The 23,693-nt window shown below is 71.4% G+C and carries 20 protein-coding genes; 9 read left to right on the top strand and 11 right to left on the bottom strand.

The genetic code is table 11. From position 1 onward, the window contains the following. Entirely contained in the window at positions 1-357 is a 357-nt protein-coding gene (locus BO64_RS11920) for a DUF6152 family protein (RefSeq protein WP_496403527.1), read from the bottom strand. A 144-nt stretch (positions 358-501) separates the two neighbouring features. Here BO64_RS11920 and BO64_RS11915 point away from each other — a divergent pair, with 144 nt between their 5' ends. Continuing rightward, positions 502-1,575 carry an NADH:flavin oxidoreductase gene (locus BO64_RS11915; protein WP_496403526.1) on the top strand — a complete coding sequence of 358 codons (1,074 nt, stop codon included), beginning with the start codon at positions 502-504 and terminating at the stop codon, positions 1,573-1,575. A 32-nt stretch (positions 1,576-1,607) separates the two neighbouring features. On the opposite strand, the gene glcF is transcribed toward BO64_RS11915, so the two are convergent. From glcF to BO64_RS11900, 3 genes are read right to left on the bottom strand one after another with little or no spacing between them, the layout of a single operon-like run. Beyond that, complete coding sequence (gene glcF / locus BO64_RS11910) at positions 1,608-2,891, bottom strand: glycolate oxidase subunit GlcF (RefSeq protein WP_496403525.1); 1,284 nt, start codon at positions 2,889-2,891, stop codon at positions 1,608-1,610. Continuing rightward, entirely contained in the window at positions 2,888-4,039 is a 1,152-nt protein-coding gene (gene glcE, locus BO64_RS11905; RefSeq protein WP_496403524.1) for a glycolate oxidase subunit GlcE, read from the bottom strand. The genes glcF and glcE overlap by 4 nt, the downstream gene beginning before the upstream one ends. After that, a complete protein-coding gene (locus BO64_RS11900) occupies positions 4,039-5,526 on the bottom strand; it encodes an FAD-linked oxidase C-terminal domain-containing protein (protein WP_496403523.1) in 1,488 nt (495 codons plus the stop codon). Before BO64_RS11900 ends, glcE begins: the two co-directional genes overlap by 1 nt. Positions 5,527-5,582: 56 nt before the next feature. On the opposite strand from BO64_RS11900, the gene BO64_RS11895 reads away from it, so the two are divergent. Further along, positions 5,583-5,975 (top strand): hypothetical protein, encoded by a 393-nt coding sequence (locus BO64_RS11895; RefSeq protein ID WP_496403522.1) that lies wholly within the window; start codon positions 5,583-5,585, stop codon positions 5,973-5,975. On the opposite strand, the gene BO64_RS11890 is transcribed toward BO64_RS11895, so the two are convergent. Continuing rightward, positions 5,972-6,754: an enoyl-CoA hydratase/isomerase family protein gene (locus BO64_RS11890; RefSeq protein WP_496403521.1), complete on the bottom strand. Its 783-nt coding sequence runs from the start codon at positions 6,752-6,754 to the stop codon at positions 5,972-5,974. The genes BO64_RS11895 and BO64_RS11890 overlap by 4 nt on opposite strands. Next, positions 6,754-7,920 carry an acyl-CoA dehydrogenase family protein gene (locus BO64_RS11885; RefSeq protein WP_496403520.1) on the bottom strand — a complete coding sequence of 389 codons (1,167 nt, stop codon included), beginning with the start codon at positions 7,918-7,920 and terminating at the stop codon, positions 6,754-6,756. The genes BO64_RS11890 and BO64_RS11885 overlap by 1 nt, the downstream gene beginning before the upstream one ends. Positions 7,921-8,142: 222 nt before the next feature. Between BO64_RS11885 and BO64_RS11880 the strand changes: the two genes are divergently transcribed. Together BO64_RS11880 and BO64_RS11875 are read left to right on the top strand one after the other, a co-directional pair. After that, on the top strand, positions 8,143-9,735 hold the full coding sequence (locus BO64_RS11880) for a carboxyl transferase domain-containing protein (RefSeq protein WP_496403519.1): 1,593 nt from the start codon (positions 8,143-8,145) through the stop codon (positions 9,733-9,735). 2 nt (positions 9,736-9,737) lie between these two features. Continuing rightward, the gene (locus BO64_RS11875) at positions 9,738-11,630 is read left to right on the top strand and encodes an acetyl/propionyl/methylcrotonyl-CoA carboxylase subunit alpha (RefSeq protein ID WP_496403518.1); all 1,893 of its coding nucleotides are present in this window, start codon (positions 9,738-9,740) and stop codon (positions 11,628-11,630) included. 9 nt (positions 11,631-11,639) lie between these two features. On the opposite strand, the gene BO64_RS11870 is transcribed toward BO64_RS11875, so the two are convergent. The 4 genes from BO64_RS11870 to BO64_RS11855 all read right to left on the bottom strand — a co-directional run bounded on the left by BO64_RS11870 (position 11,640) and on the right by BO64_RS11855 (position 15,545). Further along, positions 11,640-12,899, bottom strand: a complete 1,260-nt coding sequence (locus BO64_RS11870) for an acetyl-CoA C-acyltransferase (protein WP_496403517.1) — start codon at positions 12,897-12,899, stop codon at positions 11,640-11,642. A 96-nt stretch (positions 12,900-12,995) separates the two neighbouring features. Beyond that, entirely contained in the window at positions 12,996-14,216 is a 1,221-nt protein-coding gene (locus tag BO64_RS11865; RefSeq protein ID WP_496403516.1) for a CoA transferase, read from the bottom strand. 3 nt (positions 14,217-14,219) lie between these two features. Beyond that, positions 14,220-15,155, bottom strand: coding sequence for an aldo/keto reductase (locus BO64_RS11860; RefSeq protein ID WP_496403515.1), 936 nt, complete (start codon positions 15,153-15,155; stop codon positions 14,220-14,222). Between the two features lie 108 nt (positions 15,156-15,263). Further along, positions 15,264-15,545, bottom strand: coding sequence for a hypothetical protein (locus BO64_RS11855; RefSeq protein ID WP_496403514.1), 282 nt, complete (start codon positions 15,543-15,545; stop codon positions 15,264-15,266). A 140-nt stretch (positions 15,546-15,685) separates the two neighbouring features. On the opposite strand from BO64_RS11855, the gene BO64_RS11850 reads away from it, so the two are divergent. Further along, a complete protein-coding gene (locus BO64_RS11850; protein ID WP_496403513.1) occupies positions 15,686-16,438 on the top strand; it encodes a DUF5343 domain-containing protein in 753 nt (250 codons plus the stop codon). A gap of 395 nt (positions 16,439-16,833) precedes the next feature. Here the strand turns inward: BO64_RS11850 and BO64_RS11845 are convergent, their stop codons facing one another. After that, positions 16,834-17,712: an IS1595 family transposase gene (locus BO64_RS11845; protein ID WP_496403512.1), complete on the bottom strand. Its 879-nt coding sequence runs from the start codon at positions 17,710-17,712 to the stop codon at positions 16,834-16,836. 175 nt (positions 17,713-17,887) lie between these two features. Between BO64_RS11845 and cpaB the strand changes: the two genes are divergently transcribed. The 4 genes from cpaB to BO64_RS11825 are packed head-to-tail and all read left to right on the top strand — an operon-like array spanning position 17,888 to position 23,689. Further along, the gene (gene cpaB / locus BO64_RS11840) at positions 17,888-18,790 is read left to right on the top strand and encodes a Flp pilus assembly protein CpaB (RefSeq protein ID WP_496403511.1); all 903 of its coding nucleotides are present in this window, start codon (positions 17,888-17,890) and stop codon (positions 18,788-18,790) included. An 11-nt stretch (positions 18,791-18,801) separates the two neighbouring features. Beyond that, positions 18,802-20,121: a type II and III secretion system protein family protein gene (locus BO64_RS11835; RefSeq protein WP_496403510.1), complete on the top strand. Its 1,320-nt coding sequence runs from the start codon at positions 18,802-18,804 to the stop codon at positions 20,119-20,121. Continuing rightward, positions 20,121-21,287: a CpaE/TadZ family protein gene (locus tag BO64_RS11830; protein WP_496403509.1), complete on the top strand. Its 1,167-nt coding sequence runs from the start codon at positions 20,121-20,123 to the stop codon at positions 21,285-21,287. Before BO64_RS11835 ends, BO64_RS11830 begins: the two co-directional genes overlap by 1 nt. Continuing rightward, positions 21,287-23,689, top strand: a complete 2,403-nt coding sequence (locus tag BO64_RS11825; RefSeq protein ID WP_496403508.1) for a TadA family conjugal transfer-associated ATPase — start codon at positions 21,287-21,289, stop codon at positions 23,687-23,689. The genes BO64_RS11830 and BO64_RS11825 overlap by 1 nt, the downstream gene beginning before the upstream one ends. Positions 23,690-23,693: the final 4 nt, after the last annotated feature.

Raw genomic sequence — 23,693 nt, 5'->3', positions numbered from 1 at the left:
CTACCGGCGCGCCGGATAGAGGTCGTAGGTGCGTCCGCCCACCACCAGCCGCTCGGTCTTGATCTCCGGGGTCCCGTCGATCCGCTTGTGACCGCGGGCGGTGACCCGCGTCCCGGCCGGGATGGCCTCCAGGGTCAGGCCCGCGCGCTGGATCGCCGCTGGCGGCGCCAGCATCACGTCCCACACGCCCTGGTCGGTGCGCACCTTGATGACGCCGTGGGGCTGGCCCAGGCTGGCCGAGACCACCACCCCCGCCACCGAGGCTTCCTCGTCCGAATAGGCGGCCCAGCCATGGTGGGCGGCGGCAGGAGGGGCCATCAGGGCGAGGGCCACGGCCAGGCTCGGAAGGGCTTTCATCACAGACCTCCGTTCTGCGAGGCCAGCCTACGCCCGGCGCCGGCCGCCTGAAAGCCCCGCCAGATTCCCTGGGCTTGTCCACGGCCGCGGACGGCCCCAGGGTCCCCACCGACAAGTGAACACGATTCAGGGAGACTACGCCCCGTGGCCGAGAAGAGCCTGTTCGACCCGCTGCCCCTCACCCGCGGCAAGCCCCTCAAGAACCGCTTCATGCTGGCGCCGCTGACCAACTGCCAGAGCCACCCGGACGGCCGGCTGTCAGAGGACGAGTTCCGCTGGCTCACCCTCCGCGCCCAGGGCGGCTTTGGCCTGACCATGACCTGCGCGGCCCACGTCCAGGCCCAGGGTCAGGGCTTCCCCGGCCAGCTCGGGGTCTTCGGCGACCAGCACCTGGAGGGGCTGAGCCGCCTGGCCGCCGCCATCAACGCCACAGGCAGCCGCTCGTCGGTCCAGCTGCACCACGCCGGCAACCGCTCGCCCAAAGAGCTCGTGGGCCAGCCGGTCAGCGCCTCGGACGATCCCGAGACCGGCGCCCGGGGCCTCTCCCTCGGCGAGGTCGAGCAGCTGGTGGAAGACTTCGTGGAGGCTGCGGTCCGCTCCGAGAAGGCCGGCTTCGACGGCGTCGAGCTGCACGGCGCCCACGGTTACATCCTCGCCCAGTTCCTCTCGCCCGAGATCAACCGCCGGGACGACCGCTACGGCGGCTCCCTCGAGAACCGGGCGCGCATCCTGTTCGAGATCATCGACGGCGTGCGCCGCCGCACCGGCCCGGACTTCCAGCTCGGCCTGCGCCTGTCGCCCGAGCGCTTCGGCCTGCGCCTTTCCGAGATCGTCGAGGTGGCCCAGGAGGTGCTCCGCGACGGCCGCATCGACTACCTCGACATGTCCCTGTGGGACGTCTTCAAGGAGCCGGCCGAGGAAGCCCACAAGGGCCGCCCGCTGATGAGCTATTTCACCGAGCTGGACCGGGGCGACGTCAAGCTGGGCGTGGCCGGCAAGATCACCAGCGCCGCCATCGCCGCCGAGATGCTGGACCGGGGCGCCGACTATGTCCTGATCGGCCGGGCCGCCATCGTCCACCACGACTTCCCCGAGAAGGCCCGCGATCCGGCCTTCACCCAGACGCCGATCCCCGTGAGCGCGGAGCACCTGGCGAACGAAGGCGTCGGCCCGACCTTCATCGAGTACCTCCGCAACACCTTCCGGATGGTCGCCTGACCTGGCGGGCGGGCCGCGCGGCCGGCCCGCTGCTACACGCTCTGGGTCGCCCCCGCCCGCGGCCGGAACGGCGCCTCGGGCGTGAGGGCGGCCGGGCGCGGCCCGCCCGTCGCCCAGTCCAGCAGCTCCACGGGATGGACCACGGGCATGCCCACCGCCGGCGCGAGCTGGGCCATGCACCCCACATTGCCCGCGGCCAGCACCTGCGCCCCCGTGCGGGCGATGTTGGCGGCCTTCCGGTCCCGCAGGCGCGTGGCGATCTCGGGCTGGAGGATGTTGTAGCTCCCCGCCGAGCCGCAGCAGAGATGGCCCTCGGCGATGGGCCGCACGTCGAACCCCGCCTCGGCCAGCAGGGCCGGCGGCGCGGTCTTGATCTGCTGGCCGTGCTGCAGCGAGCAGGCGGCGTGATAGGCCACCTCCAGCCCCTGGACCTTGGTGGTCACGGGCGGCAGGCCCACCTCGGCGATGAACTCCAGGATGTCCCGCGCCCGGACGGCCGCGGGCGCCCCCGCCGGCCCCAGGGTCTCGCCATAGCCCTTCAGCATGGTCCCGCAGCCGGCGGCGGTGGCGACGATGGCCGTCAGCTCCCCCGCCCGGGACCAGGCCGCCACATTCGCCTGGGCGAAGGCCCGCGCCTCCTTGGCCCGCCCCAGATGCTCGGACAGCGCCCCGCAACAGCCCTCGCCCTCGGCGAACACCACCTCGAACCCGGCCCGGGTCAGCAGCCGCACGGCGGCCTCCCGCACCTGGGGCGACAGGGCCGGCTCCACACAGCCTTGCAGCAGGGCCACCCGTCCCCGCCGCGCCCCTTGCGCGGGGACCACGCCGGGGCGAGCCCGTCGGCCGGGCCTGGCGGGGGCGAGGCGCCGCATGGCCTTCAACTGCGCGGGCAGGAACCGCTCCAGCGGCGCGGCCAGCCGTCCGAGCCGCAGCGCCAGGGCGAGGCGCCACGGCCTTGTCAGCACCGCCGGGATCGCCGCGCGCAGCACCCGCTCGGGCCAGGGCCGCCGGTAGGTCGCCTCCACATGCGCCCGGGCATGGTCGATCAGCCGGCCGTAGTTCACCCCCGACGGGCAGGTGGAGACGCACGACAGGCACGACAGGCAGCGGTCGATGTGCGTCACCGTCGCCTTGCTGGGCGGGGCCTTGCTGGCCAGCATGGCCTTGATGAGTTCGATGCGGCCGCGCGGGCTGTCGCGCTCGTCGCCCAGCAGCACATAGGTCGGGCAGGTGGCCGTGCAGAAGCCGCAGTGGACGCAGCGGCGGATCTCGGCCCGGGCCGCGCCGTCGCCGGCGGGCGGTGCGACCGCGTTCATGACGACATCCTCCCGGGGTTGAGCACCTCCAGCGGGTCGAAGGCGGCCTTCACCCGGGCCAGGAGCGCCGCCTGGGGCCCGCCCAGGGGCGGGAAGGCCGGGCCCGCGCCGCGCAGGCGCAGGGCATGGCCCCCCGCCCTGGCGGCCGCGGCCTGGACGACGGGCGCCTCGGCCTCGGTGAGCAGCCACACCAGCCCGCCGCCCCAGTCATAGAGGGCCTCGCCCTCCACCTCGGCGGCCACGCGCCAGCCGGACGCCGGCGGAACCGACAGCCGCCACAGGGGCCGCGGATCGCCGGCGAAGGCCTCCACCTCGCGCACCCCGGCCCAGAAGTCGCGGGAATGCTGGGGATCGAGCCGCTGGGCGTGGCCGAAGGGCCGCAAGACCTCGGCCAGGCGCTCGGCCCGGGCCGCCACCGAGGCCTCGAACCCCTCCAGCCGCAAGGCCGTCACCGCCATCTCCGCCGCCGCCGCGAAGGGCGGCAGATGGGCCGCGGCCGAGACCTCGAAGGGCCCGTTCAGCGCCGCGATCATGGCCTGGCTGGCCCGCGCGTCGCTCAAGCCGAACAGCAACAGGGTGGTCTCGTCCCGCGGCGCCGGCAGCACCTTGAGGGTCACCTCGGTGAGCACCGCCAGGGTGCCCCACGACCCGGCCATCAGCTTCATGAGGTCGTAGCCGGTGACGTTCTTCACCACCTTGCCGCCGGCCTTGAACAGCTCGCCCCGGCCCGACACCGCCGAGAAGCCCAGGAAATGGTCCCGGGCGGCGCCGGCGCGGAGGCGGCGCGGGCCCGACAGATTGGCCGCCAGCGCCCCGCCGATGGTCGGCTCGCCGCCGCCGCCCAGCAGGCCCGTCCAGCGCGGCGGCTCGAAGGCCAGCATCTGGCCCTCGGACGCCACCAGCCGCTCCAGCTCCGCCAGCCGCGCCCCGGCCTGGACCGTGAGCACCAGCTCGTCCGGCGCATAGTCGATCACCCGGTCCAGCCCCGCCAGCGACAGGACGACGTCGGCGGCGACCGCGCCCACCGACCGCTTGGTGCCGCCGCCGACCACCTCGATCCGGCGGCCATGCGCCCCCGTCTCGGCGATCAGGGCCTGGACCTCGTCGGCGCTCGTCGGCAGGTGCGCAGGGATGGCGGCGGCCTGCATCAGAACCTCGGCAGGTCGGGGAAGGCGAGCTTGCCCCGGTGCACATGCATCCGGCCGAGCTCGGCGCAGCGGTGCAGGGTGGGGAACACCTTGCCGGGATTGAGCAGCAGGCCGGGGTCGAAGGCGCACTTCACCCGCTGCTGGCAGGCCAGGTCCGTGGGATCGAACATCTCCCCCATCAGGTCGCGCTTCTCGACGCCCACCCCGTGCTCGCCGGTGAGAACCCCGCCCACGGCGACGCACAGCTTGAGGATCTCGGCCCCGAAGGCCTCGGCCTTGGCCAGTTGCCCCGGCTGGTCGGCGTCATAGAGGATCAGGGGGTGCAGGTTGCCGTCGCCGGCGTGGAAGACATTGGCCACCCCCAGGCCGAACGCCTGGCCCATCTGGTGGATGGCCGCCAGCACCCTGGGCAGCTCCCGGCGCGGGATGGTCCCGTCCATGCAGAGGTAGTCCGGGGCGATCCGGCCCACCGCCGGGAAGGCCGCCTTGCGCCCGGCCCAGAACGCCAGCCGCTCGGCCTCGGAGCGCGAGACCCGGATGAAGTCGGCCCCCCGCGCCGTCGCCAGGGCCCGCACCTGATCGGCCAGGTCCGCGCATTCCGCCTCGGGCCCGTCCAGCTCGCAGATCAGCAGGGCCGCCGCCTCGGTGGGATAGCCGGCGTGGACGAAGGCCTCGGCCGCCCGGATGGCCGGGTTGTCCATCATCTCCAGCCCTGCCGGGATCACGCCGGCGGCGATGATGTCGCCCACCGTGGCCGCCGCCGCCTCCACCGTGGGAAAGCCCAGCAGCAGGGCCGCCGCCGTCTCTGGCCTGGGCAGGATGCGGACCGTCACCTCGGTGACCACGCCCAGCAGCCCCTCGGAACCGGTGACCACGCCCAGGAGGTCGTAGCCCGGGGCGTCGAAGCCCTTGCCGCCCAGGCGCAGCACTTCGCCGTTCATCAGCACCAGCTCGCAGCCGAGCAGGTTGTTGGTGGTCAGGCCGTACTTCAGGCAGTGAACGCCGCCCGAGTTCTCGGCCACATTGCCCCCGATGGTGCAGGCGATCTGGCTCGACGGGTCGGGCGCGTAATAGAACCCCTCGGCCTCCACGGCCTGGGAGACGGCGAGGTTCGTGACCCCCGGCTGCACCACCGCGCAGCGGTTGTCGTAGTCCACCTCCAGGATGCGGTTGAATTTGGAGAGGCCGACGACCACGCCGTCGGCCAGCGGCAGGGCGCCGCCCGACAGCGACGTGCCCGCCCCCCGCGGCACCACCTTCACGCCCCCGGCCGAGCACCACTTCAGGATTTCCGACACCTGGGCCGTGGTCTCGGGCAGCACCACCGCGATCGGGGTCTGCCGATAGGCCGAGAGCCCGTCGGATTCGAACGGGACCAGCCCCTCCGGCTCGGCCACCACGCCCTCGCCCGGGACGATGCGGCGCAAGGCGCGGACGATCTCGGCCTTGCGGGCGAGAAGCGCAGGGTCCGGCGCGGGCATCCTCATGCGGGCGACGGTAAGCGCAGTCGCCGGACCGCGCCACGGCCTTCTTTTGGACCCTGGTGGAACAGCGTGATCTCCGCCTGGGAGAGCTTGACCATTGGCGACCGCCGGAGGCGTCGGTTCCCGCGCCGACCCTTTTCGCAGCCCGGGTTGAACCCGGAGGCCTGGCGCTGCGCGGACTGCTCGACTGCCGCCCCTCCAACCTCCATCGGCTGGGCGCCGAGGCCCGGGCCCGCTGCGACCAGCGCCTGGCGGACGATCCCGGCCTCAGGAAGATCGGCGCGGCTGGGTCTCGGCTGAACCTCGACCCGTCCGGCCGCTTCGCCCAGGACGACGCGGCCTATCTGGCCCGGCGGCCGAAGAAGGGTTGCAAGGTCCGCGCGGGCGGCGACGCCGACGCCATGGGCCACCAGGGCCCCGCCGGCGGCATCACCTGCGCCGTCCCGTTCTAGCGGCCCTCGAAGCTGGGGGCCCGCTTCTCGTTGAAGGCGGCCACGCCCTCGCGGCGGTCATGGGTGGTGAACAGCCGGTTGTAGATTTCCAGCTCGAAGTTCATCGCGTGCGGCAGGTCGAGGTCCTGGCTGCGGTGGACGATCTTCTTGGCGCCGCGCACCGACAGGGGCGCCCGCCCGGCGATGGTCTTGGCCACCTCAAGCACCCGCGGCAGCAGCTCGGAACCGGGGGTGATCCCGTTGACCAGACCCCACTCCAGCGCCTGTTCGGCGGTGAACGGCTGGGCCGTGGTGATCAGCTCCAGCGCCCGGCGCGGCCCCACCGCCCGCACCAGCAGCGGCCCGCCGCCCAGGCCCGGCAGGATGCCCAGGTTGGCCTCAGGCAGGCCGAACCTGGCCCCCTCGGCGGCATAGGCGAAGTCGCAGGCCAGGGTCATTTCGCAGCCGCCGCCCATGGCCGCGCCGTGCACCGCGGCGATCACCGGAACCGGGCAGGCGAGCTGGGCGCGGATCATGGCCTCGAACAGCCGGTGCTGGTCGGCCCACTGCTCGTCGGTCATGCCGTTGCGTTCCTTCAGGTCCGCCCCGGCCTGGAAGTGCTTGCCCTCCCCGCGCAGGATCACGCACCGAAGGTCGTGGTCGTTGGCGAGGGAGCTCCACACCTCCAGCAACTCCCGGCCCATCTTGGTGGACAGGGCGTTGGCCACCTCGGGCCGGTTGAAGGCGATCACCTTCACCCCCGGCGCGGCCTCTTCCACCTTGATCGTCTCGTAAGCCATCAGAAACTCTTCGGTTGGCCCAGCACGTGCGTCGCCACGTGGCTGAGGATGAGGTTCGTGGAGATCGGGGCCACCTGATAGAGGCGCGTCTCCCGGAACTTGCGTTCGATGTCGTACTCCTCGGCGAAGCCGAAGCCGCCGTGGGTCTGCAGGCACATGTCGGCGGCGAACCACGAGGCCTCCGAGGCCACCAGCTTGGCCATGTTGGCCTCGGTGCCGCAGGGCCGCCCCGCCTCGAACAGGCCGGCGGCGTGGTCCACCATCAGCGCCGCCTGGGTCGCCTGGACATAGGCCCGGGCCAGCGGGAACTGCACGCCCTGGTTCTCGCCGATCGGCCGGCCGAACACGACCCGCTCCTTGGCGTAGCGGCTGGCCCGGTCGATGAAGAAGCGCGCATCGCCCAGGCACTCCGAGGCGATCAGGATGCGCTCGGCGTTCATGCCGTCGAGGATGTAGCGGAAGCCCTTGCCCTCCTCGCCGATCAGGTTGTCGGCGGGCACCTCCAGGTCCTCGAAGAAAAGCTCGGTGGTGGCGTGGTTGAGCATGGTCCGCACCGGCCGGATGGTGAGGCCCGCGCCCACCGCCTGGCGCAGGTCCACCAGCAGCACGCTCATGCCGTCCGACGGCTTCCTGACCTCGTCCCGGGGCGTGGTGCGGCACAGGAGGACCATCAGGTCCGAGTGCTCGGCCCGGCTGATCCAGATCTTCCGGCCGTTCACCACATACTTGTCCCCCACCCGCTTGGCGAAGGTGGAGATGCGGGTGGTGTCGGTCCCGGCGTCGGGCTCGGTGACCCCAAAGGCCTGCAGCCGCAGCTCGCCCGAGGCGATGGCCGGCAGATAGGCCTGCTTCTGCGCCTCGCTGCCGTGCTTCAGCACCGTGCCCATGGTGTACATCTGGGCGTGGCAGGCGCCGCCGTTGCAGCCGGAGCGGTGGATCTCCTCGAGGATCGCCGTGGCCGCCTTCAGGCCGAGGCCCGAGCCGCCGTACGCTTCGGGGATCAGCACCGACAGGAAGCCGGCTTCCGTCAGGGCGCGGACGAACGCGGTGGGATAGGCTCGCTCGCGGTCCAGGTCGCGCCAGTAGGCGCCGGGGAAGCGGGCGCACAGCTTGCGAACCGCCTCGCGGATTTCAGGGAAGGTTTCTTGGGACGGGTCCTGGGTCACGCCCGACTCTCTGCCACACGATCCCAGCGTCAGCCTAGCGGCGGCTGAAGCGACAAGCTCATTGCGTCAAATCCCCATTTCCTGGGAATACACATGCCGGATCGCGGCGATCCGCCGAAGAAATCATCCGCGAGCCAAGCCATGCTTGCAGAACTTCGCCCGGCGCCCGACAACACCGGTCCAACAGGCCAAGCCAAGAACAGGGACGGAAGCCCGCGCCGCATGAGGAAACTGCCCACCGCCGTCGATCCGGCGTCCGAGGCCTTCGCCGCCAACGCCCGGGTCAACCGGAGCCTGGTCGAGGACCTGCGCGCCCGCACCGCCCGGGCCGCCCTGGGCGGATCCGAGGACAGCCGGCGCCGGCACGTCAGCCGGGGCAAGCTCCTGCCCCGCGACCGGGTGATGCGACTGCTCGATCCCGGCTCGCCGTTCCTTGAGGTGGGCGCCCTGGCCGCGGGCGGCATGTACGGGGACGAGGCTCCCGCTGCGGGGATCATCACCGGCGTCGGCCGCGTCTCCGGCCGCGAGGTCATGATCGTGGCCAACGACGCCACGGTGAAGGGCGGCGCCTACTATCCCATCACGGTGAAGAAGCATCTCCGCGCCCAGGAGATCGCCATGCAGAACCGTCTGCCCTGCGTCTATCTGGTGGACTCGGGCGGCGCGAACCTGCCCCACCAGGCCGAGGTTTTCCCCGACCGCGATCACTTCGGGCGCATCTTCTACAACCAGGCCCGGATGAGCGCCGAGGGCATCGCTCAGATCGCCTGCGTCATGGGCTCGTGCACCGCCGGCGGCGCCTATGTCCCGGCCATGAGCGACGAGACGGTCATCGTCCGCGGTCAGGGCACCATCTTCCTCGGCGGCCCGCCCCTGGTGAAGGCCGCCACCGGCGAGGTCATCAGCGCCGAGGAGCTGGGCGGCGCCGACACCCACGGCCGTCGCTCGGGCGTGGTCGACCATGTGGCCCAGGACGACGAACACGCCCTGGCCATCGTCCGCAACATCGTCGCCAACCTGAACACCGCCAAGCGTCCTGAGGTGACGATCGAGCGACCCGAGCCGCCGGCATACGATCCCGAGGAGCTGTACGGCGTCATCCCGCCCGACGTGCGCGCGCCCTACGAGGTGCGCGAGGTCATCGCCCGCATCGTCGACGGCTCCCGGTTCGACGAGTTCAAGGCGCTCTACGGCACGACCCTGGTCTGCGGCTTCGCCCGCATCTGGGGCTTCCCGGTGGCGATCCTCGCCAACAACGGCGTCCTCTTCTCGGAAAGCGCCCTCAAGGGCGCCCACTTCATCGAGCTGGCCGCCCGGCGGAAGATCCCGCTGGTCTTCCTGCAGAACATCTCCGGCTTCATGGTCGGCGGCCGCTACGAGGCCGGCGGCATCGCCAAGGACGGCGCCAAGCTGGTGACCGCCGTAGCCAGCGTCGAGGTCCCCAAGTTCACCGTCCTCATCGGCGGCTCGTTCGGGGCGGGCAACTACGGCATGTGCGGCCGGGCCTATTCCCCGCGCTTCCTGTGGACCTGGCCCAACAGCCGCATCAGCGTCATGGGCGGCGAACAGGCGGCCAGCGTGCTCGCCACCGTCCACCGGGACGCCGAGCGCTGGACGCCCGAGGAGGCCGAGGCCTTCAAGGCCCCGATCCGCCAGAAGTACGAGGACGAGGGCAATCCCTACTACGCCACCGCCCGCCTGTGGGACGACGGCGTCATCGACCCGGCCCAGACCCGCGACGTTCTCGGCCTCTCCATCTCGGCGGCCCTGAACGCCCCGATCCCCGAAACCCGCTTCGGCGTCTTCCGGATGTAGTCATGGCCACGCGGAAAGAGATCACCTCCATCCTCGTGGCGAACCGGGGCGAGATCGCCCGCCGGGTCTTCGCCACCGCCCGGCAGATGGGCATCGGCACGGTCGCCGTCTTCTCCGACGCCGACGCGGACGCCGCCCATGTCCACGACGCCGACGTGGCCGTCCACATCGGCCCGGCGGCCGCCCGCGACAGTTACCTCGTCCCTGAGAAGATCATCGCCGCCGCCAGAGAGGCCGGCGCGGACGCCATCCACCCCGGCTACGGCTTCCTCTCCGAGAACGCCGACTTCGCCGAGGCGGTGGAGAAGGCTGGCCTCGTCTGGATCGGGCCGCCGCCGGCGGCTATCCGCGCCATGGGCCTGAAGGACGCCGCCAAGGCGCTGATGGCCAAGGCCGGGGTGCCCGTGACCCCCGGCTACCTGGGCGAGGACCAGTCCGACGCGACCTTGCAGGCCGAGGCCGACCGCATCGGCTATCCCGTGCTGATCAAGGCCGTGGCCGGCGGCGGCGGCAAGGGCATGCGCCGGGTGGACCGGGCCGAAGATTTCGCCGCCGCCCTGGCCGCCGCCAGGCGCGAGGCCGCCGCCGCCTTCGGCGACGACCGGGTGCTGCTGGAGACCTATGTCACCCGCCCGCGGCACATCGAGGTCCAGGTGTTCGGCGACGCCCATGGCAATGTCGTCCACCTCTATGAGCGCGACTGCTCGCTCCAGCGCCGCCACCAGAAGGTCATCGAGGAGGCCCCGGCGCCCGGCATGTCCGAGGCCGCCCGGCAGGCCGTCACCGCCGCCGCCGTCCGCGCCGCCAGGGCCGTAGGCTACGTCGGCGCCGGCACGGTGGAGTTCATCGCCGACGCCTCCGAGGGCCTGAAGCCGGACCGCATCTGGTTCATGGAGATGAACACCCGCCTGCAGGTGGAGCATCCGGTCACCGAGATGGTCACCGGCCTCGACCTCGTGGAGTGGCAGATCCGCATCGCCCAGGGCGAACCCCTGCCGCTGTCCCAGGACCAGATCCAGCTCAACGGCCACGCCGTGGAGGCCCGCCTCTACGCCGAGAACCCGGCCTCGGGCTTCCTGCCCTCCACCGGCCGGCTGGACCACTTCCGCCTGCCCGAGGCCGTGCGCGTCGACGCCGGCGTCGCCGAGGGCGGCGAGGTGACGCCCTTCTACGACCCCATGGTGGCCAAGCTCATCGCCCATGCCGACACCCGCGAACAGGCCATCGCCGAACTGGCCGACGCCTGCGACGGGGTCGAGGTCTGGCCGGTGAAGACCAACGCCGGCTTCCTGGTGCGCTGCCTGGAGGAGCCGGGCTTCATCGCCGGCGACGTGGACACGGGCTTCATCGAGCGCCGGCTCGAGGCCCTGACCACCCCGCTCCAGCCTTCGCCCGCCGCCTGCTCGGCCGCCGCCGATGCGGCCACCCTGACTCTGGAGGAAGGCGAGGCCGACGATCCCTGGAAGGGCCTGTTCGGCTTCCGGCTCAACCGCGAGCCCGAGGCCGGGGTGCGGCTGTTCGTGGGCGGCAAGGCGGTGGTCTGCGAAAGCCGTCCCGACGCGCCCGACCGCTCGGTCCTGGTCACCGACGAGGGCGACATCGTCGTCTTCGAGGGCGGGGAGGCCCTGGTCTTCAAGGATCATCCGCCCGCCGCCGAGGCCGACGCAGACGCCGGCGACGGCGCCCTCCGCGCGCCCATGCCCGGCAAGGTCACCCAGCTCACGATCAAGCCTGGCGAGAGGGTCGCCAAGGGACAGGCCCTGGTGGTGCTCGAGGCCATGAAGATGGAGCACGCCCTCCAGGCCCCCTTCGACGGCGTGGTCGAGGAGGTCTCGGCCAGCCTCGGCGGCCAGGTCACCGAGGGCGCCGTCCTGGTGAAGCTCTCCCCGGCCTGAGCTGGCCGCCTAGTTCCGCAGCAGGGCCATGGTCCCCTGGCCGCCGTCGGCGCAGATCGACACCACGGCCCAGGTTCCGGGCGGCATGGCCGCCAGCTCCTTCACCGCCTGGGACAGGATCCGCGCCCCCGTGGCCGCGAAGGGATGGCCGAGGGCCGTGGAGCCGCCGTTGGGGTTCATCCGCTCCACGGGGAAGCGGCCGAGGTCCGCCGTCACCCCGGCCTTGTCGCGCAGGAACTCCGGGTCCTGCAGGGCCTTGATGTGGGTCGCCACCTGCGCCGCGAAAGCCTCGTGGATCTCCCACAGGCCGATGTCCTCATAGGTCAGGCCGTGCCGGGCCAGGAGGCGCGGAACGCCATAGGCCGGGGCCATCAGCAGATATTCGCTGCGCAGGTCGATGGCGTTGACCTCGTAGTCCACCAGCCGCACCCGCGGGATGTCCGTAGGCAGCCGCGCCAGCCCCGCCTCGGTGGCCACCCACAGCGCCGCCGCGCCGTCCGTGAGCGGGCTGGAATTGCCCGCCGTCAGCGTCCCCTGGCCGCTGGTGCGGTCGAAGGCCGGCGCCAGCTTGGCCAGCTTCTCCAGGCTGGTGTCGCCCCGGACCGTGGTGTCCCGCCCGGCCTCGGGCAGGCGCAGCACCAGGTCGTCGAAGAAGCCGCGCTTCCAGGCCGCGTCCGCCCGCTGGTGGCTGGCCAGCGCCAGTTCGTCCTGCTCGGCCCGGGAGATCGACCAGCCCTTGGCCATCTCCTCGGTGTGCTCGCCCATGCTCTTGCCGGTGACGCGGTTGGCCACCCGGGGGATGTGCAGGCGCACGTCCTTCGGCCGCGTGGCGGCGAGCGTCGCCAGCCGGTCCTTCCAGCTCCTGGCGCCCATGAGCGCCCGCAGCTCGTCCGACAGGCCGGGGGTCAGGCCCACCTGCACCCGGCTCATGCTCTCGGCGCCGCCCACCAGGGCCAGGCTCCGGCCCCGGTCGTCCAGCATGCCCGCCGCCTGGAAGGCGCCCATCATGCTGGTTGAGCACGCCATCACCGTCGAGACGGCCGGGATCGACGGGTCGGCGCCCGCGTCCAGCAGCACCTCCCGGGCGATGTTCGACCACATCAGGCTCGGGATCACCGCGCCCCAGACGGCCAGGTCCGGCCTGGCCTGCTCGATCATCGCCCGGACCACCGGGACCGAAAGCTCCAGGGCGTCGTAGCGGGCCAGGGGCCCGCCGACCCGGGCGAAGGGCGTCCGCTTGCCCGCCGCCAGCCAGACGCCCGATGTCATCGCCTGTGTTTCCGCCCGCGCCATCTCGCCGCCTCGTTCGCCGTCATGACGAAGACATGGGAGCGAGGCGCCGGCCTGGCTAGCCAGACGAAGGTATCAGGCCACCACGCCCGCATCGTGCAGCCGGGCGATCTCGGCGGAGGGCAGCCCCAGCACCTCCGCCAGCACCTCGTCGGTGTGCTGGCCGAGCCGCGGCGCCGGCGCCACGGGCCGGCGTTCGTCCTGCGGAATGGTCGCCGGCGCGCCCGGGACCGGATAGGTCAGGCCGCTGGGCTGGGCGATCTCCTGGAACAGCGGATTGCCCTTGAACAGCCGCGGGTCCTCCAGGGCCGCCTCCAGCGGCTGGTAGGTCCCCCAGGTGACGCCCCCCGCGTCGAAGGCGGGCGCCAGCTCCGCCAGGGTCCGGGCGGCGAAGGCCTGTTCGAACAGCGGATAAAGCCGGTCGCGGTGGGTGAAGCGCACGCCCTCGTCCGTGGCGAACGAGACGCCCAGCTCGGCCTCCAGGGCGCTCACCGCCGCCTTCAGGCCCAGCACCTCCAGGGCCTTGGACCACTGCTTGGGGGTGATGGCGAGCAGCATCAGGGTCTGGCCGTCGGCGGTGCGGAAGTCCCGTCCGAAGGCGCCGAAGATGTCGTTGCCCATGCGCGGCCGCTGCCGGCCCCGCAGCTGCGTCTCGGCGGTGAAGCCGAGGTTGGCCATGGTCGCCGCGGCGATGTCCGACAGGGGCGCGCGGATCTCCCGGCCCTGGCCGGTCCGGTGGCGCGCCAGCAGGGCCGAGACGAGGGTGAAGGCGCAGTAGGCCCCGGTGAGCAGGTCCCAGGCGGCCAGCACATGGTTCACGGGCCGCGGATCGTCCACCGGCCCCGTCATCTGCGGCAGGCCGAGGGCGGCGTTGATCGTGTAGTCCATGCCCTGCGAGCCGTCGGCCCAGCCCATCACCCGCACGCAGATCAGGTCGGGCCGCAGCTTCGAGAGCGCCTCGTAGGAGAGGAAGCCGTCCACCGGGAAGTTGGTGACGAACAGGCCCCCGTCCGACGTCCCCGCCCGATCCGGCGCCGTGGCCAGCCGCTGGGCCAGCTCGCGTCCCTCGGGCCGCGACAGGTCGATGGCGACCGACTTCTTCCCCTTGTTCAGCCCCTCCCAGTAGAGGCTGGCCCCGTTGTCGGCGAGCGGCCAGCGCCGGAAGTCCGGCCCGCCGCCGATGTTGTCGAAGCGGATCACCTCGGCCCCCATCTGGGCGAGGTAGAGGGCGCAGGTCGGGGCGGCGACGAAGGCGGCCCCTTCCACCACGCGCAGGCCCTTGAGCAGATCGTACATGGGTCAGGACACCAGGCTAACGACTTCGGCGACGTCTTCGGGGGCGAGGGTCCAGTCGGCGGAGGCCACATTGGCGGCCACCTGGTCCGGCCGGGTCGCGCCGGCGATCACCGACGACACCGCCGGCTGGGCCAGCAGCCAGGCGAAGGCCAGCTCCAGGATCGTCCGGCCCCGGGCCTTCGCCCAGGCTTCCAGGGCCTCCACCTTGTCGAAGTTCTCGTCCGTCAGGGCCCGCTGCCCCCGCCCGGCCCAGGCCGCCAGCCGGGTGTCCGGCGGCGGCGGCTCGCCCCGCCGGTACTTGCCCGAGAGCAGGCCCGAGGCCAGGGGGAAATAGGGCAGGAAGCCGAGGCCGAAGCGCTCGCAGGCGGGCAGCACCTCGTCCAGCGACTGGCGGTTCAGCAGCGACAGCTCGTTCTGCGCCGAGACGAAGCGGTTCAGGTGTCCGGTGCGGGCGATCCAGTCGGCGTCGGCGATCTGCCAGCCCGAGAAGTTGGAATTGCCCAGGTAACGGACCTTGCCCTGGCGCACGAGGTCGTCCAGCGCCCGCAGGGTCTCCTCCACCGGCGTCTCCGGGTCGGGCGTGTGGAACTGGTAGAGGTCGATCCAGTCGGTCCCCAGCCGCCGCAGGCTGTCCTCCACCGCCTGCATGATCCAGCGCCGGGAGCCGCCCTTGCGCGCCTCGTCGCCCTGGACGGCCATGCCGAACTTGGTGGCCAGCACCACGTCCTTGCGCCGCTTGCCCAGCGCCTTGCCCAGGAACTCTTCGGACAGGGTCCCGCCGTAGATGTCGGCGGTGTCGAAGAAGGTGATCCCGGCGTCCAGGGCCGCGTCCACCACCGCCTGGGTCTGGGCCTGGTCGATCCGCATCCCGAAGTTGTTGCAGCCCAGGCCCACGGCGCTGACCTTCAGGCCCGAGTTCCCCAACCGCCGCAGCTGCATCGATCGTCCTCCGAAAGTAGCGCCGGACCCTAGCCGCCTGCCCCGGCGTCGGCCTAGCCGGATTGTCGAAGGTGATTATCCCCTTGACGCATGTATCGGCATTTCCAGCTAAACAACCCGCACTTCGCCTTGGTATGGGGTGAGCGCCGACCATGCCTCGGCCGGGATCACTTGCTGTTCCGCCCACCGCGCCGCCAGAGCCGCAAACGCTCGTTCGTCGAAGGCGAACACGTCGCCCCGCTCGAAGCCGACGGGCGGGAGTTCCCCTGATTCGGCGCGTTCGATGGCACGCTCCGAACTGACGTAGACTCGTCCAGCGCCCTCGCAAATCACTACCCGGCGCAGCGGAGCGCCGTCGAACTGGCGGACGATGACGAACGAGTGAGCCACGGGAAATCTCCTTGTTTTTCAAAGGATGATCGGCCCGGTTCGGGACTGCAAACGCTGTCTTGGCTGCGCCAATACCAAAAAGTTGCATTTGGCATTGGTATCTGCGAGGATATGCCACGTTCCAGACGGGGCTTGGGCAAATGGCTGATGCCAAACAGGACGAGGGCAAGGGGTCGGTTCCGCCGTACGTGGCGTTTTCGACCACCAAGACGTTCCTCGGGACGCTGAAGGAGCACGGGGTTCCGGGCCGCATCGACCGGAGCGTGCTCGGCAACTTCTCCGGCCAGGTGGGCAGCCAACTGATGACCGGGCTGAAGTTCCTGCGCCTGATCGACAGCGACAACCACCCGACGCAGCAAATGGTGGATCTGGTTGCCGCCTACGGGACGGACGAATGGCCCCGGGCGCTCGATAAGGCGGTGCGGGGCGCGTACGGCCCCCTGGTCGACTCCAACCTGTCGGCGGCGACGCCCGCCCAGTTCAACGACCGCTTCCGGGCGCTGTACCCCGCCGAGGGCGACACGCTGCGCAAGTGCATGACCTTTTTCCTGAGCGCGGCGAACGAGGCTGGCATCCCGATCAGCCCCTACATCATGAAGAACAAGAAGCCGCGCACCGTGACCGTCAGGCGGAAGCCGCCCAAGCCCAAGCCCAAGGATACGAAGCCGAAGGACAATGGCGATGACTTCAACGCCGACGACGGGGCGCTCGAAGCGACCAGAGCCGAGGAAGAGCGGCGGCGCCAGCAACAGCGCCAAGAGGCCCAGCAGACCCCCGAGCAGATGCTGGTGGCGATGCTGGACCCCGCGGCCATGGACGCCGCGGAACAGCAGGCGGTGTTCACGCTGCTTCTGTACCTGAAGAAGAACCAGAAGAGCGGCGGCGCCCCGTGAGGCAGCCGCCGCCCAACCGTTTTGGCCGGGGTTGGCATCCCCTGCCGGTTGCCGCCTCTCGGCGGCGCTTCCTGCGGCCCGCAGGCCCACCCGGGAGGGTAGTTCCCGAGAAGGAGGTTACGAGGATGCTTGCGTATCCTCTGCGCATGGGGCGGTGGCTCGCCCTCAAGCGCATCCTCTTGTTGCAGGCGTAACCCGAGGGGGCGGCTAGGCCGCCCCCTCTTCGTTTGTTATCATGCGCGCCGTTTTAGGTCCAACAATCAGTGGTCTAGCCGTGCTGACGCTGAAAAAAGCCATAGAAGAGAATCGCTTGGACGAGTTCATCGCCCAAGCCGAAGCCAGTGGCGTGGGGCCAGCCAACTTGTCCGACTTCAATGAAGCGGTGCGCCGGATGGCTACACCGCCCCAACCAGAAGGTCGAACATCGCGTTCTCCATCTGACGATGGTTCGACCTGAACGTGAACTCGTTCAGGTAGCGGTTCATGTACTTCGCTGAGACGTGGATATGCGTCGAGCGAACCGACCGCTTGAACAGGCTCCAGAAGGCTTCAAGATTGTTCGTATGGTGCGCGCGGCCCTGCGCATCCCAGCGCGCCCATTCCTCCTTGGAGTGGTTCACGCGCTCATGCTCGTAGCCGTACTTGGTGAGTAAGACATAGCCGCCGTGCTCGTCGGTCGAGACGAGCGTCCCGGGCTCCACGTTTTCCAGAATGAACGGCTTGAGCGACTTCGTGGAGGCGTTCGGCACGACCTGAGCGACCTTCCGGCCGCCGCGTTGCGCGAGGCCAGCGACAACGGTCTTGTTGCCGTCGTGGGCGCGCCCACGCTTGCCGCCCACCGCCTTGCCGCCCACGTACGTTTCATCGGCCTCGACATGGCCGCGAAGGGCCTCAAAGCCATCGGCCTTCGCCATGAGCTGGCGGATTTGCTGGCCCATCCGCCAAGCGGTTTTGTAGGTCACGCCGAGCTGGCGTTGCAGTTCCTTGCCGCTCACACCGTGGCGCGTCGTGACGAACAGGTAGATCGCGTAGAACCACAGCGTCAGCGGCGTGCGGGTGTCCTGAAAGACCGTCCCGGCGCACGGATAGACGTGATCACCACAGTGAGCGCAGGCGTAGGCCGGGCGGTTCGCCAGCCGGTGGAACGTGGCATCGACCACGCCGCACTTCCGGCAGGTGTGACGCAGGCCGTAGCGAACCTCCATCACATGCTGGAGGCACGCGGCGTCATCCGGGAAGCGCTTGAAGAACTCTCTGACGGTGAACTTCGGCATCGGTCGGCCCCTTCAATAAGGACATGATGCCAAAACGTTCTACTTGCGTCAAGGGGATAGTCACCTTGTCGAAACATGCTGAACGGCGCGTTCACCGCGTTTGTTGGCGATATCGCAAGCGCCCGGCCGCTAACCTCGCGATCTGAAAGAGAAATTCTCCCAAGAGCGTGAGCGGATGCGCCTCGTCACCATCGTCAGCCTCGCAGCCTCCGCCGCGCTCGGCCTGGGAGCCCTGGTGGTCGCCAAGACCGTGCTCCCGGGGGCTGCGGCGGCCCGCAGCGTGGCGGCCCCGGCCGAGGACGGCGCGCCGATCGTCGTCGCCGCCCGCCAGATCAGGTACGGCGACCGCCTCGCCCCCGGCATGCTGACCATCGTCCGGGCTCCCGCCGGCCTCGCCCCGCAAGGCGCCTTCGCCAGCGTCGAGCAGGTGCTGGCCGCCGACAAGGGCGCCCCGCCGGTGGCCCTGGTCGCCATGGCCCCCCGCGAGCCGATCCTGCCCGCCAAGATCTCCGGCCCCGGCGCCCGGCCCACCGTCGCCGCCGAGATCGGCGCGGGGATGCGCGCCTATACGCTGAAGGTCAGCGACGCCACCGGCGTCGGCGGCCACGCCCTGCCCGGCGACCGGGTGGACGTGGTGCTGCTCCGCGACCTGACGCCCAACGGCCCCGACCGCAACTTCATCTCCTATGTGGTGGTGCAGAACGTCCGGGTCCTGGGCATCGACCTCAACGCCGACCCCACCAGCGACAAGCCGGCCGTGCCCAGCACCGCCACCGTGGAAGTCTCGGTGGAGGAGGCCCAGAAGCTCTCCATCGCCTCCACCCTGGGGACCCTGTCCCTGGCCCTGCGCCGCACCGGCGAGGCCGAGGTCGCCGACGCCGGGCCCCTGCGCACGGGTGACTTCCTTGCGGGCGGCGGCGGACGCTCGGCCTCGGCTCCAGCCTTCCGCGCCGCCGCGGGACCGCCGGCGTCCCAGGCCATGTCCCGGGGCATCCTGGTGGTGGAGGGCGAGGCGGTGAAGCGCGAGCGCAAGTCCCGCCCGGCCCAGGCCGCCGCCGCCACGCCGGCCACCACCTGAGGGCGCCGCCGATGCTGATGACCCGCACCCTGCTCGGCGCCGTCGCCTGCGCCTTCGCCCTGGCCGCCGCCGCCAGCCCCTCGCCCGCCCCGGCCCAGGAGCTGCGCAGCGAGTCCGCTCCCCGGCGCTCGATCCATGTGCCGCGCGACAAGTCCCTGTCGTTCCGCCTCGACCAGCCGGCCGCCCGGATCGTCGTCGCCCAGCCTGAGATCGCCAAGGTCACCGCCACCTCGGACCGCAGCTTCTACGTCCAGGGCCTGGAGTTCGGCTCCACCAACATGCTGGTCTACGGCCCCGGCGGGCGGCTCCTGGAGGTGCTGGACATCCGCATCGGCTACGACGCCGAGGGCCTGCAGCAGGACCTCGCCGCCGCCTTCCCCGACGAGCCGCTCAAGGTGCGCAACCTGGGCGAGGCCCTCATGCTCACCGGTGAGGTCTCGGACACCGGCGTCCAGTACAAGGCCGAGGCCATCGCCCAGCGCTACGCCCCCGACGGCCTGATCTCCCGGGTCTCGGTGCGCGCCTCCCAGCAGGTGATCCTGGAGGTGCGGGTGCTGGAGGCCACCCGCTCGGTCCTGCGGGACATCGGCGTCCAGGCCCTGGTGGGGACCGGCTCCTGGGCGGTCGGCGTCGGCAACGGCCTGATCGGCGCCAGCCCGCCCGCCGGCGTCGCCACGGTGGGCGGGAGCATCGGCAACGTCGAGTTCGAGGCCACCCTGAACGCCCTGGAGGAGAAGGGCGTCATCCGCACCCTGGCCCGCCCAAACCTGGTGGCCATCCCCGGCCAGACCGCCACCTTCCACGCCGGGGGCGAATATCCCTATCCGGTGCCCCAGAGGGACGACCTCATCAGCCTTGAGTTCCGCAAGTACGGCGTCGAACTCACCTTCAAGCCCATCGTCCAGGACAACGGCCTCATCCGGCTGGAGGTGGAGCCCGAGGTCAGCCAGCTCGACTTCACCAACTCCCTGCGGGTCCAGGGCTTCACCGTCCCCGGCCTCATCGTCCGCCGCACCCAGACCGTGGTGGAGCTGAAGGAAGGCCAGTCCCTGGCCATCGGCGGCCTCTTCCAGCGCGAATACACCAACGCCCTGCGCCAGGTGCCGGGCGCGGCCGACGTACCGGTCCTGGGCGCCCTCTTCCGCTCCGCCCGCTGGAAGCGCGCCGAAACCGAACTGGTGGTGATCGTGACCCCGCGGTTCGCCAGCCCGGCCGACCACGCCCTCGCCGCCGCCACCCACGTCCCGCCCGGCCGCGAGCCCGCGGACGCCGCTCTGTTCTTCCGGGGCAAGGCCCTGGACAAGGCCATCAGCCACGAGGGGACGCCGTGATGGGCCGCGCCAAGCTCCACGGCCGGCGCATCCTCGCCCTCGGCCAGTCCCTCGCCCCCCACGCCCGGGGCGCCCTCGCCAGCGCCGACCTCGAACTGGGGGGCGTCGCCCAGCTCGGCGAGCTCGCCCTCGCCCCCCGCGACCTGGTGCTGATCGACGCCGACGCCTGGGCCGCCCCCGACCTCGCGGCGGCGGTAAAGACGCTCTCGGGGCTCACGGCCTGCCCGCCGGTCCTGCTGCTGGGCGAGAGCCTGCCCGCGGGCCTCGTCCGCAACCTCCTGCGCCTGCCCCATTCCGATGTCCTGGAGGCGCCCTTCACGGGCGAGCAGCTCGCCGCCGCGGTCCAGGGCCTCCTGACCGCCGCCGCGCCCTCGCCCGCCACGCCGTCGGCCTCGGGCGAAAGCCGCTGCTGGGCCGTCACCGGCGCCGTCGGCGGCGCCGGGGCCACCACCCTGGCCATCGAGATCGCCACCGCCCTTGCCGCCCGGGCCCGGAGGGAGCGCAGCGTCTGCTTGGTGGACCTCAACCTCGCCGACGGCGCCGCCGCCGCCTATCTGGGCGCCCAGGCCGCCATGCGCCTCGCCGACTTCGGCCAGGCCGCCGAACGCCTCGACGCGGCCATGCTCCAGGCCTTCATCACCCCCGTCTCCAGGCAGCTCGACCTCCTTGCCGAGGTGCGCGACCCGGGGGCCTTCGACGCCGTCTCCCGCGAGGCCGTCCTGCGGATGCTGGAGGTGGCCTGCGAGTGCTACGACTGGGTGATCCTGGACGTGCCGCGCCACCGCCGCCCCTGGACCCTGGAGGCCCTGGCCGGCTGCGACGAGGTGCTGGTCATCTCCGAGCTCACCGTTCCGGCCCTCCTGGCCGCCCGCGCCTATTCCGACGAGATCGAGCACGCCCTGGGCGCGAGCCTGAAGCCGCGCATCATGCTGAACAGGCTGGCCAACCGCATGTTCGGCCCCGCTCCCTCCATGGCCGAGGCCGAGCGGGCCCTCCAGCGCAAGGCCGACGCCGGGGTCGCCTCCGACTGGGAGGCCGCCGCCGCCTCCGCCAACCTCGGCGGCCCCATCGCCCAGCACCGCCCCAAGTCCAGGATCGTCAAGGACGTACGGCTCCTGGTCGACCGTCTCGCCGGGGCGCCGTCGCGCAACGCCAGGGCCGCCTGATGAGCCGCTTCCGCCTCGCCCGCGCCGCCGCCCCGACGCCCGAGCCGACGCCCGAGCCGGCGCCCGACCCCGCGCCCGCCGCCGCGCCTGCGGCTCCCGCGGCCGGCCCCCCTGCGCCCCCCGCGGAGGTTCCCGCCCGGCCTGCGCCGCCCGCCGCCGAGGCCAGACGCCTCGACCTTCGCCTGCGTCTCCACGCCCGGCTGATCGACGAGCTGGACCTCTCCAAGCTCGACAAGCTGGACGAGGCCGAGCTGCGCCGCCAGGTGATGGGCCAGGTGGTGGAGTTCGCCAGGGCCGAGCGCATGGCCCTCAACACCGCCGAACTCGAGGAGCTGGGTGCCTCGATCTACGACGAGATGGTGGGCCTCGGCCCCATCGAGCCGCTGCTGAAGGACGAGTCGATCAACGACATCCTCATCAACGGCCCCTACCAGGTCTATGTGGAGCGCCGGGGCGAGCTGGAGCTCACCCCCGTCCACTTCCGCGACAACGACCACCTGCTGCGGATCGTCCAGCGCATCGTCGCCGGGGTGGGCCGGCGCATCGACGAAAGCCAGCCGATGGTGGACGCCCGCCTGCCTGACGGCAGCCGCGTCAACGCCGCCATCCCGCCCATCGCCATCGACGGCGCCTCGGTCTCGATCCGCAAGTTCTCCAAGAAGCCGCTCACCCTGGAGAAGCTGGTGGAGTTCGGCGCCATGCCCCAGGCGGTGGCCGACTTCCTCTACGGGGCCGTGCGGGCCCGGGTCTCGACGGTGATCTCGGGCGGCACCGGCTCCGGCAAGACCACCCTGCTCAACGCCCTTTCGGCAGCCATCAGCCACGGCGAGCGGCTGATCACCATCGAGGACGCCGCCGAGCTGCAGCTGCAGCAGCCGCACGTGGTGCGCATGGAGACCCGCCCGCCGAACATCGAGGGCAAGGGCGAGATCCGCCAGCGCGAGCTGGTGAAGAACGCCCTGCGGATGCGACCCGACCGGGTGATCCTGGGCGAGGTCCGCTCGGAAGAGGCCTTCGACATGCTCCAGGCCATGAACACGGGCCACGAGGGCTCCATGGCCACCATCCACGCCAACAACCCCCGCGAGGCCATCAGCCGCCTGGAGCAGATGGTGGCCATGGGCGGGCTGAACATCAGCCCCGAGGCCATGCGCGGCCAGATCGCCTCGGCCGTCGGGCTCATCGTCCAGGTGATGCGCCTGCCCGACGGCAAGCGGAAGGTGACCTATGTCACCGAGATCGTCGGCATGGAGGGCAATGTCGTTCAGATGCAGGACATCTTCACCTTCGTGCGCACCCACACCGCCGCCGACGGCGCGGTCCACGGCGAATTCCGCGCCAGCGGCCTGCGGCCCCGCTGCCTCGACGAGATGCTGCGCCGGGGCATCCCCTACGACGTGGCCAATTTCGATCCCTCCAAGCCCCTCACCTGCCCCATGCCGATCGACGCCAATGTGGTCTTCCTGGTGCTGGTCTTCGCCGCGGTGTTCGCCGCCGCCCAGGGGCTGATCGGCCTCTTCACCAGCGCCGCCCAGAAGCGTGTGGTGAACCGCCGCCTCAAGGTCGCCGAGAAGGTGGACGGCGGCATCCAGGCCCTGGTGGTGGAGCTTCGCAAGCAGCGCGGCCTCACCGCCGCCGGCCATCGCCACGGCGGCGTGCTGCGCAAGCTGTCCGACCTGATCGTCGCCTCGGGCCTGGCCTATGACCAGCGCCGCTGGCTGACCTACGCCGGCCTCGCCGCCCTGCTCGGCGGGGCGAGCCTCGCCGTCGTCTCCCGCAACCTCTGGCTCGCCCCCGTGGGCGCCCTGGCCGCCGGCGTCGGCCTGCCGGTCCTGATCCTCAAGGTCATGGCCCGCCGCCGGGCCGCCGCCCTCGGCTTCCAGCTGCCCCAGGCCCTGGAGATCATCGTCCGCAGCCTGGAGGCGGGCCACCCGGTGCCCACCGCCATCGGCCTCGTGGGCCGCGAGATGCCGGACCCCGTCGGCACGGAGTTCGGCATGGCCGCCGACGAGATCGCCTATGGCGCCACCCTGGAGCAGGCCGTGGAGCGGATGGCCGAGCGCTGCCAGCACCCCGACGTCGATCTGTTCGCCGCCACCGTCCGGCTGCAGGAGCGCACCGGCGGCAACCTCACGGGCCTGCTGAAGCTCAACGCCTCCACCATCCGCGAGCGGCACAAGATGCGGCTGAAGATCAAGGCCGCCTCGGCCGAGGGCCGCGCCTCCGCCGCCATCCTCACCGCCGCCCCGTTCATCGCCGTGGGCCTGATCATGCTGATCTCGCCCAAGTTCTACGGCGACGTCATCCACGAGCCCGCGGTCAAGTACACCATGATCGGCCTCGTCGCCTGGATCGGCCTCGGCAACCTGGTCATGCGCCGCATGATCGACATGCGGCTCTAGCGCG

Source organism: Phenylobacterium composti DSM 19425, from assembly GCF_059568645.1.
Note: the sequence above shows the minus strand (reverse complement) of the source record. Positions and strands in the feature narration are given on the sequence as shown.

Excerpts from the sequence above, each read along its gene's own strand:
- BO64_RS11920 (WP_496403527.1), bottom strand. The coding sequence starts at position 357 with ATGAAAGCCCTTCCGAGCCTGGCCGTGGCCCTCGCCCTGATGGCCCCT.
- glcF (WP_496403525.1), bottom strand. The coding sequence starts at position 2,891 with ATGAACGCGGTCGCACCGCCCGCCGGCGACGGCGCGGCCCGGGCCGAG.
- glcE (WP_496403524.1), bottom strand. The coding sequence starts at position 4,039 with ATGCAGGCCGCCGCCATCCCTGCGCACCTGCCGACGAGCGCCGACGAG.
- BO64_RS11900 (WP_496403523.1), bottom strand. The coding sequence starts at position 5,526 with ATGAGGATGCCCGCGCCGGACCCTGCGCTTCTCGCCCGCAAGGCCGAG.
- BO64_RS11890 (WP_496403521.1), bottom strand. The coding sequence starts at position 6,754 with ATGGCTTACGAGACGATCAAGGTGGAAGAGGCCGCGCCGGGGGTGAAG.
- BO64_RS11880 (WP_496403519.1), top strand. The coding sequence starts at position 8,143 with ATGAGGAAACTGCCCACCGCCGTCGATCCGGCGTCCGAGGCCTTCGCC.
- BO64_RS11875 (WP_496403518.1), top strand. The coding sequence starts at position 9,738 with ATGGCCACGCGGAAAGAGATCACCTCCATCCTCGTGGCGAACCGGGGC.
- BO64_RS11870 (WP_496403517.1), bottom strand. The coding sequence starts at position 12,899 with ATGACATCGGGCGTCTGGCTGGCGGCGGGCAAGCGGACGCCCTTCGCC.
- BO64_RS11865 (WP_496403516.1), bottom strand. The coding sequence starts at position 14,216 with ATGTACGATCTGCTCAAGGGCCTGCGCGTGGTGGAAGGGGCCGCCTTC.
- BO64_RS11860 (WP_496403515.1), bottom strand. The coding sequence starts at position 15,155 with ATGCAGCTGCGGCGGTTGGGGAACTCGGGCCTGAAGGTCAGCGCCGTG.
- BO64_RS11850 (WP_496403513.1), top strand. The coding sequence starts at position 15,686 with ATGGCTGATGCCAAACAGGACGAGGGCAAGGGGTCGGTTCCGCCGTAC.
- BO64_RS11845 (WP_496403512.1), bottom strand. The coding sequence starts at position 17,712 with ATGCCGAAGTTCACCGTCAGAGAGTTCTTCAAGCGCTTCCCGGATGAC.
- cpaB (WP_496403511.1), top strand. The coding sequence starts at position 17,888 with ATGCGCCTCGTCACCATCGTCAGCCTCGCAGCCTCCGCCGCGCTCGGC.
- BO64_RS11835 (WP_496403510.1), top strand. The coding sequence starts at position 18,802 with ATGCTGATGACCCGCACCCTGCTCGGCGCCGTCGCCTGCGCCTTCGCC.
- BO64_RS11830 (WP_496403509.1), top strand. The coding sequence starts at position 20,121 with ATGGGCCGCGCCAAGCTCCACGGCCGGCGCATCCTCGCCCTCGGCCAG.
- BO64_RS11825 (WP_496403508.1), top strand. The coding sequence starts at position 21,287 with ATGAGCCGCTTCCGCCTCGCCCGCGCCGCCGCCCCGACGCCCGAGCCG.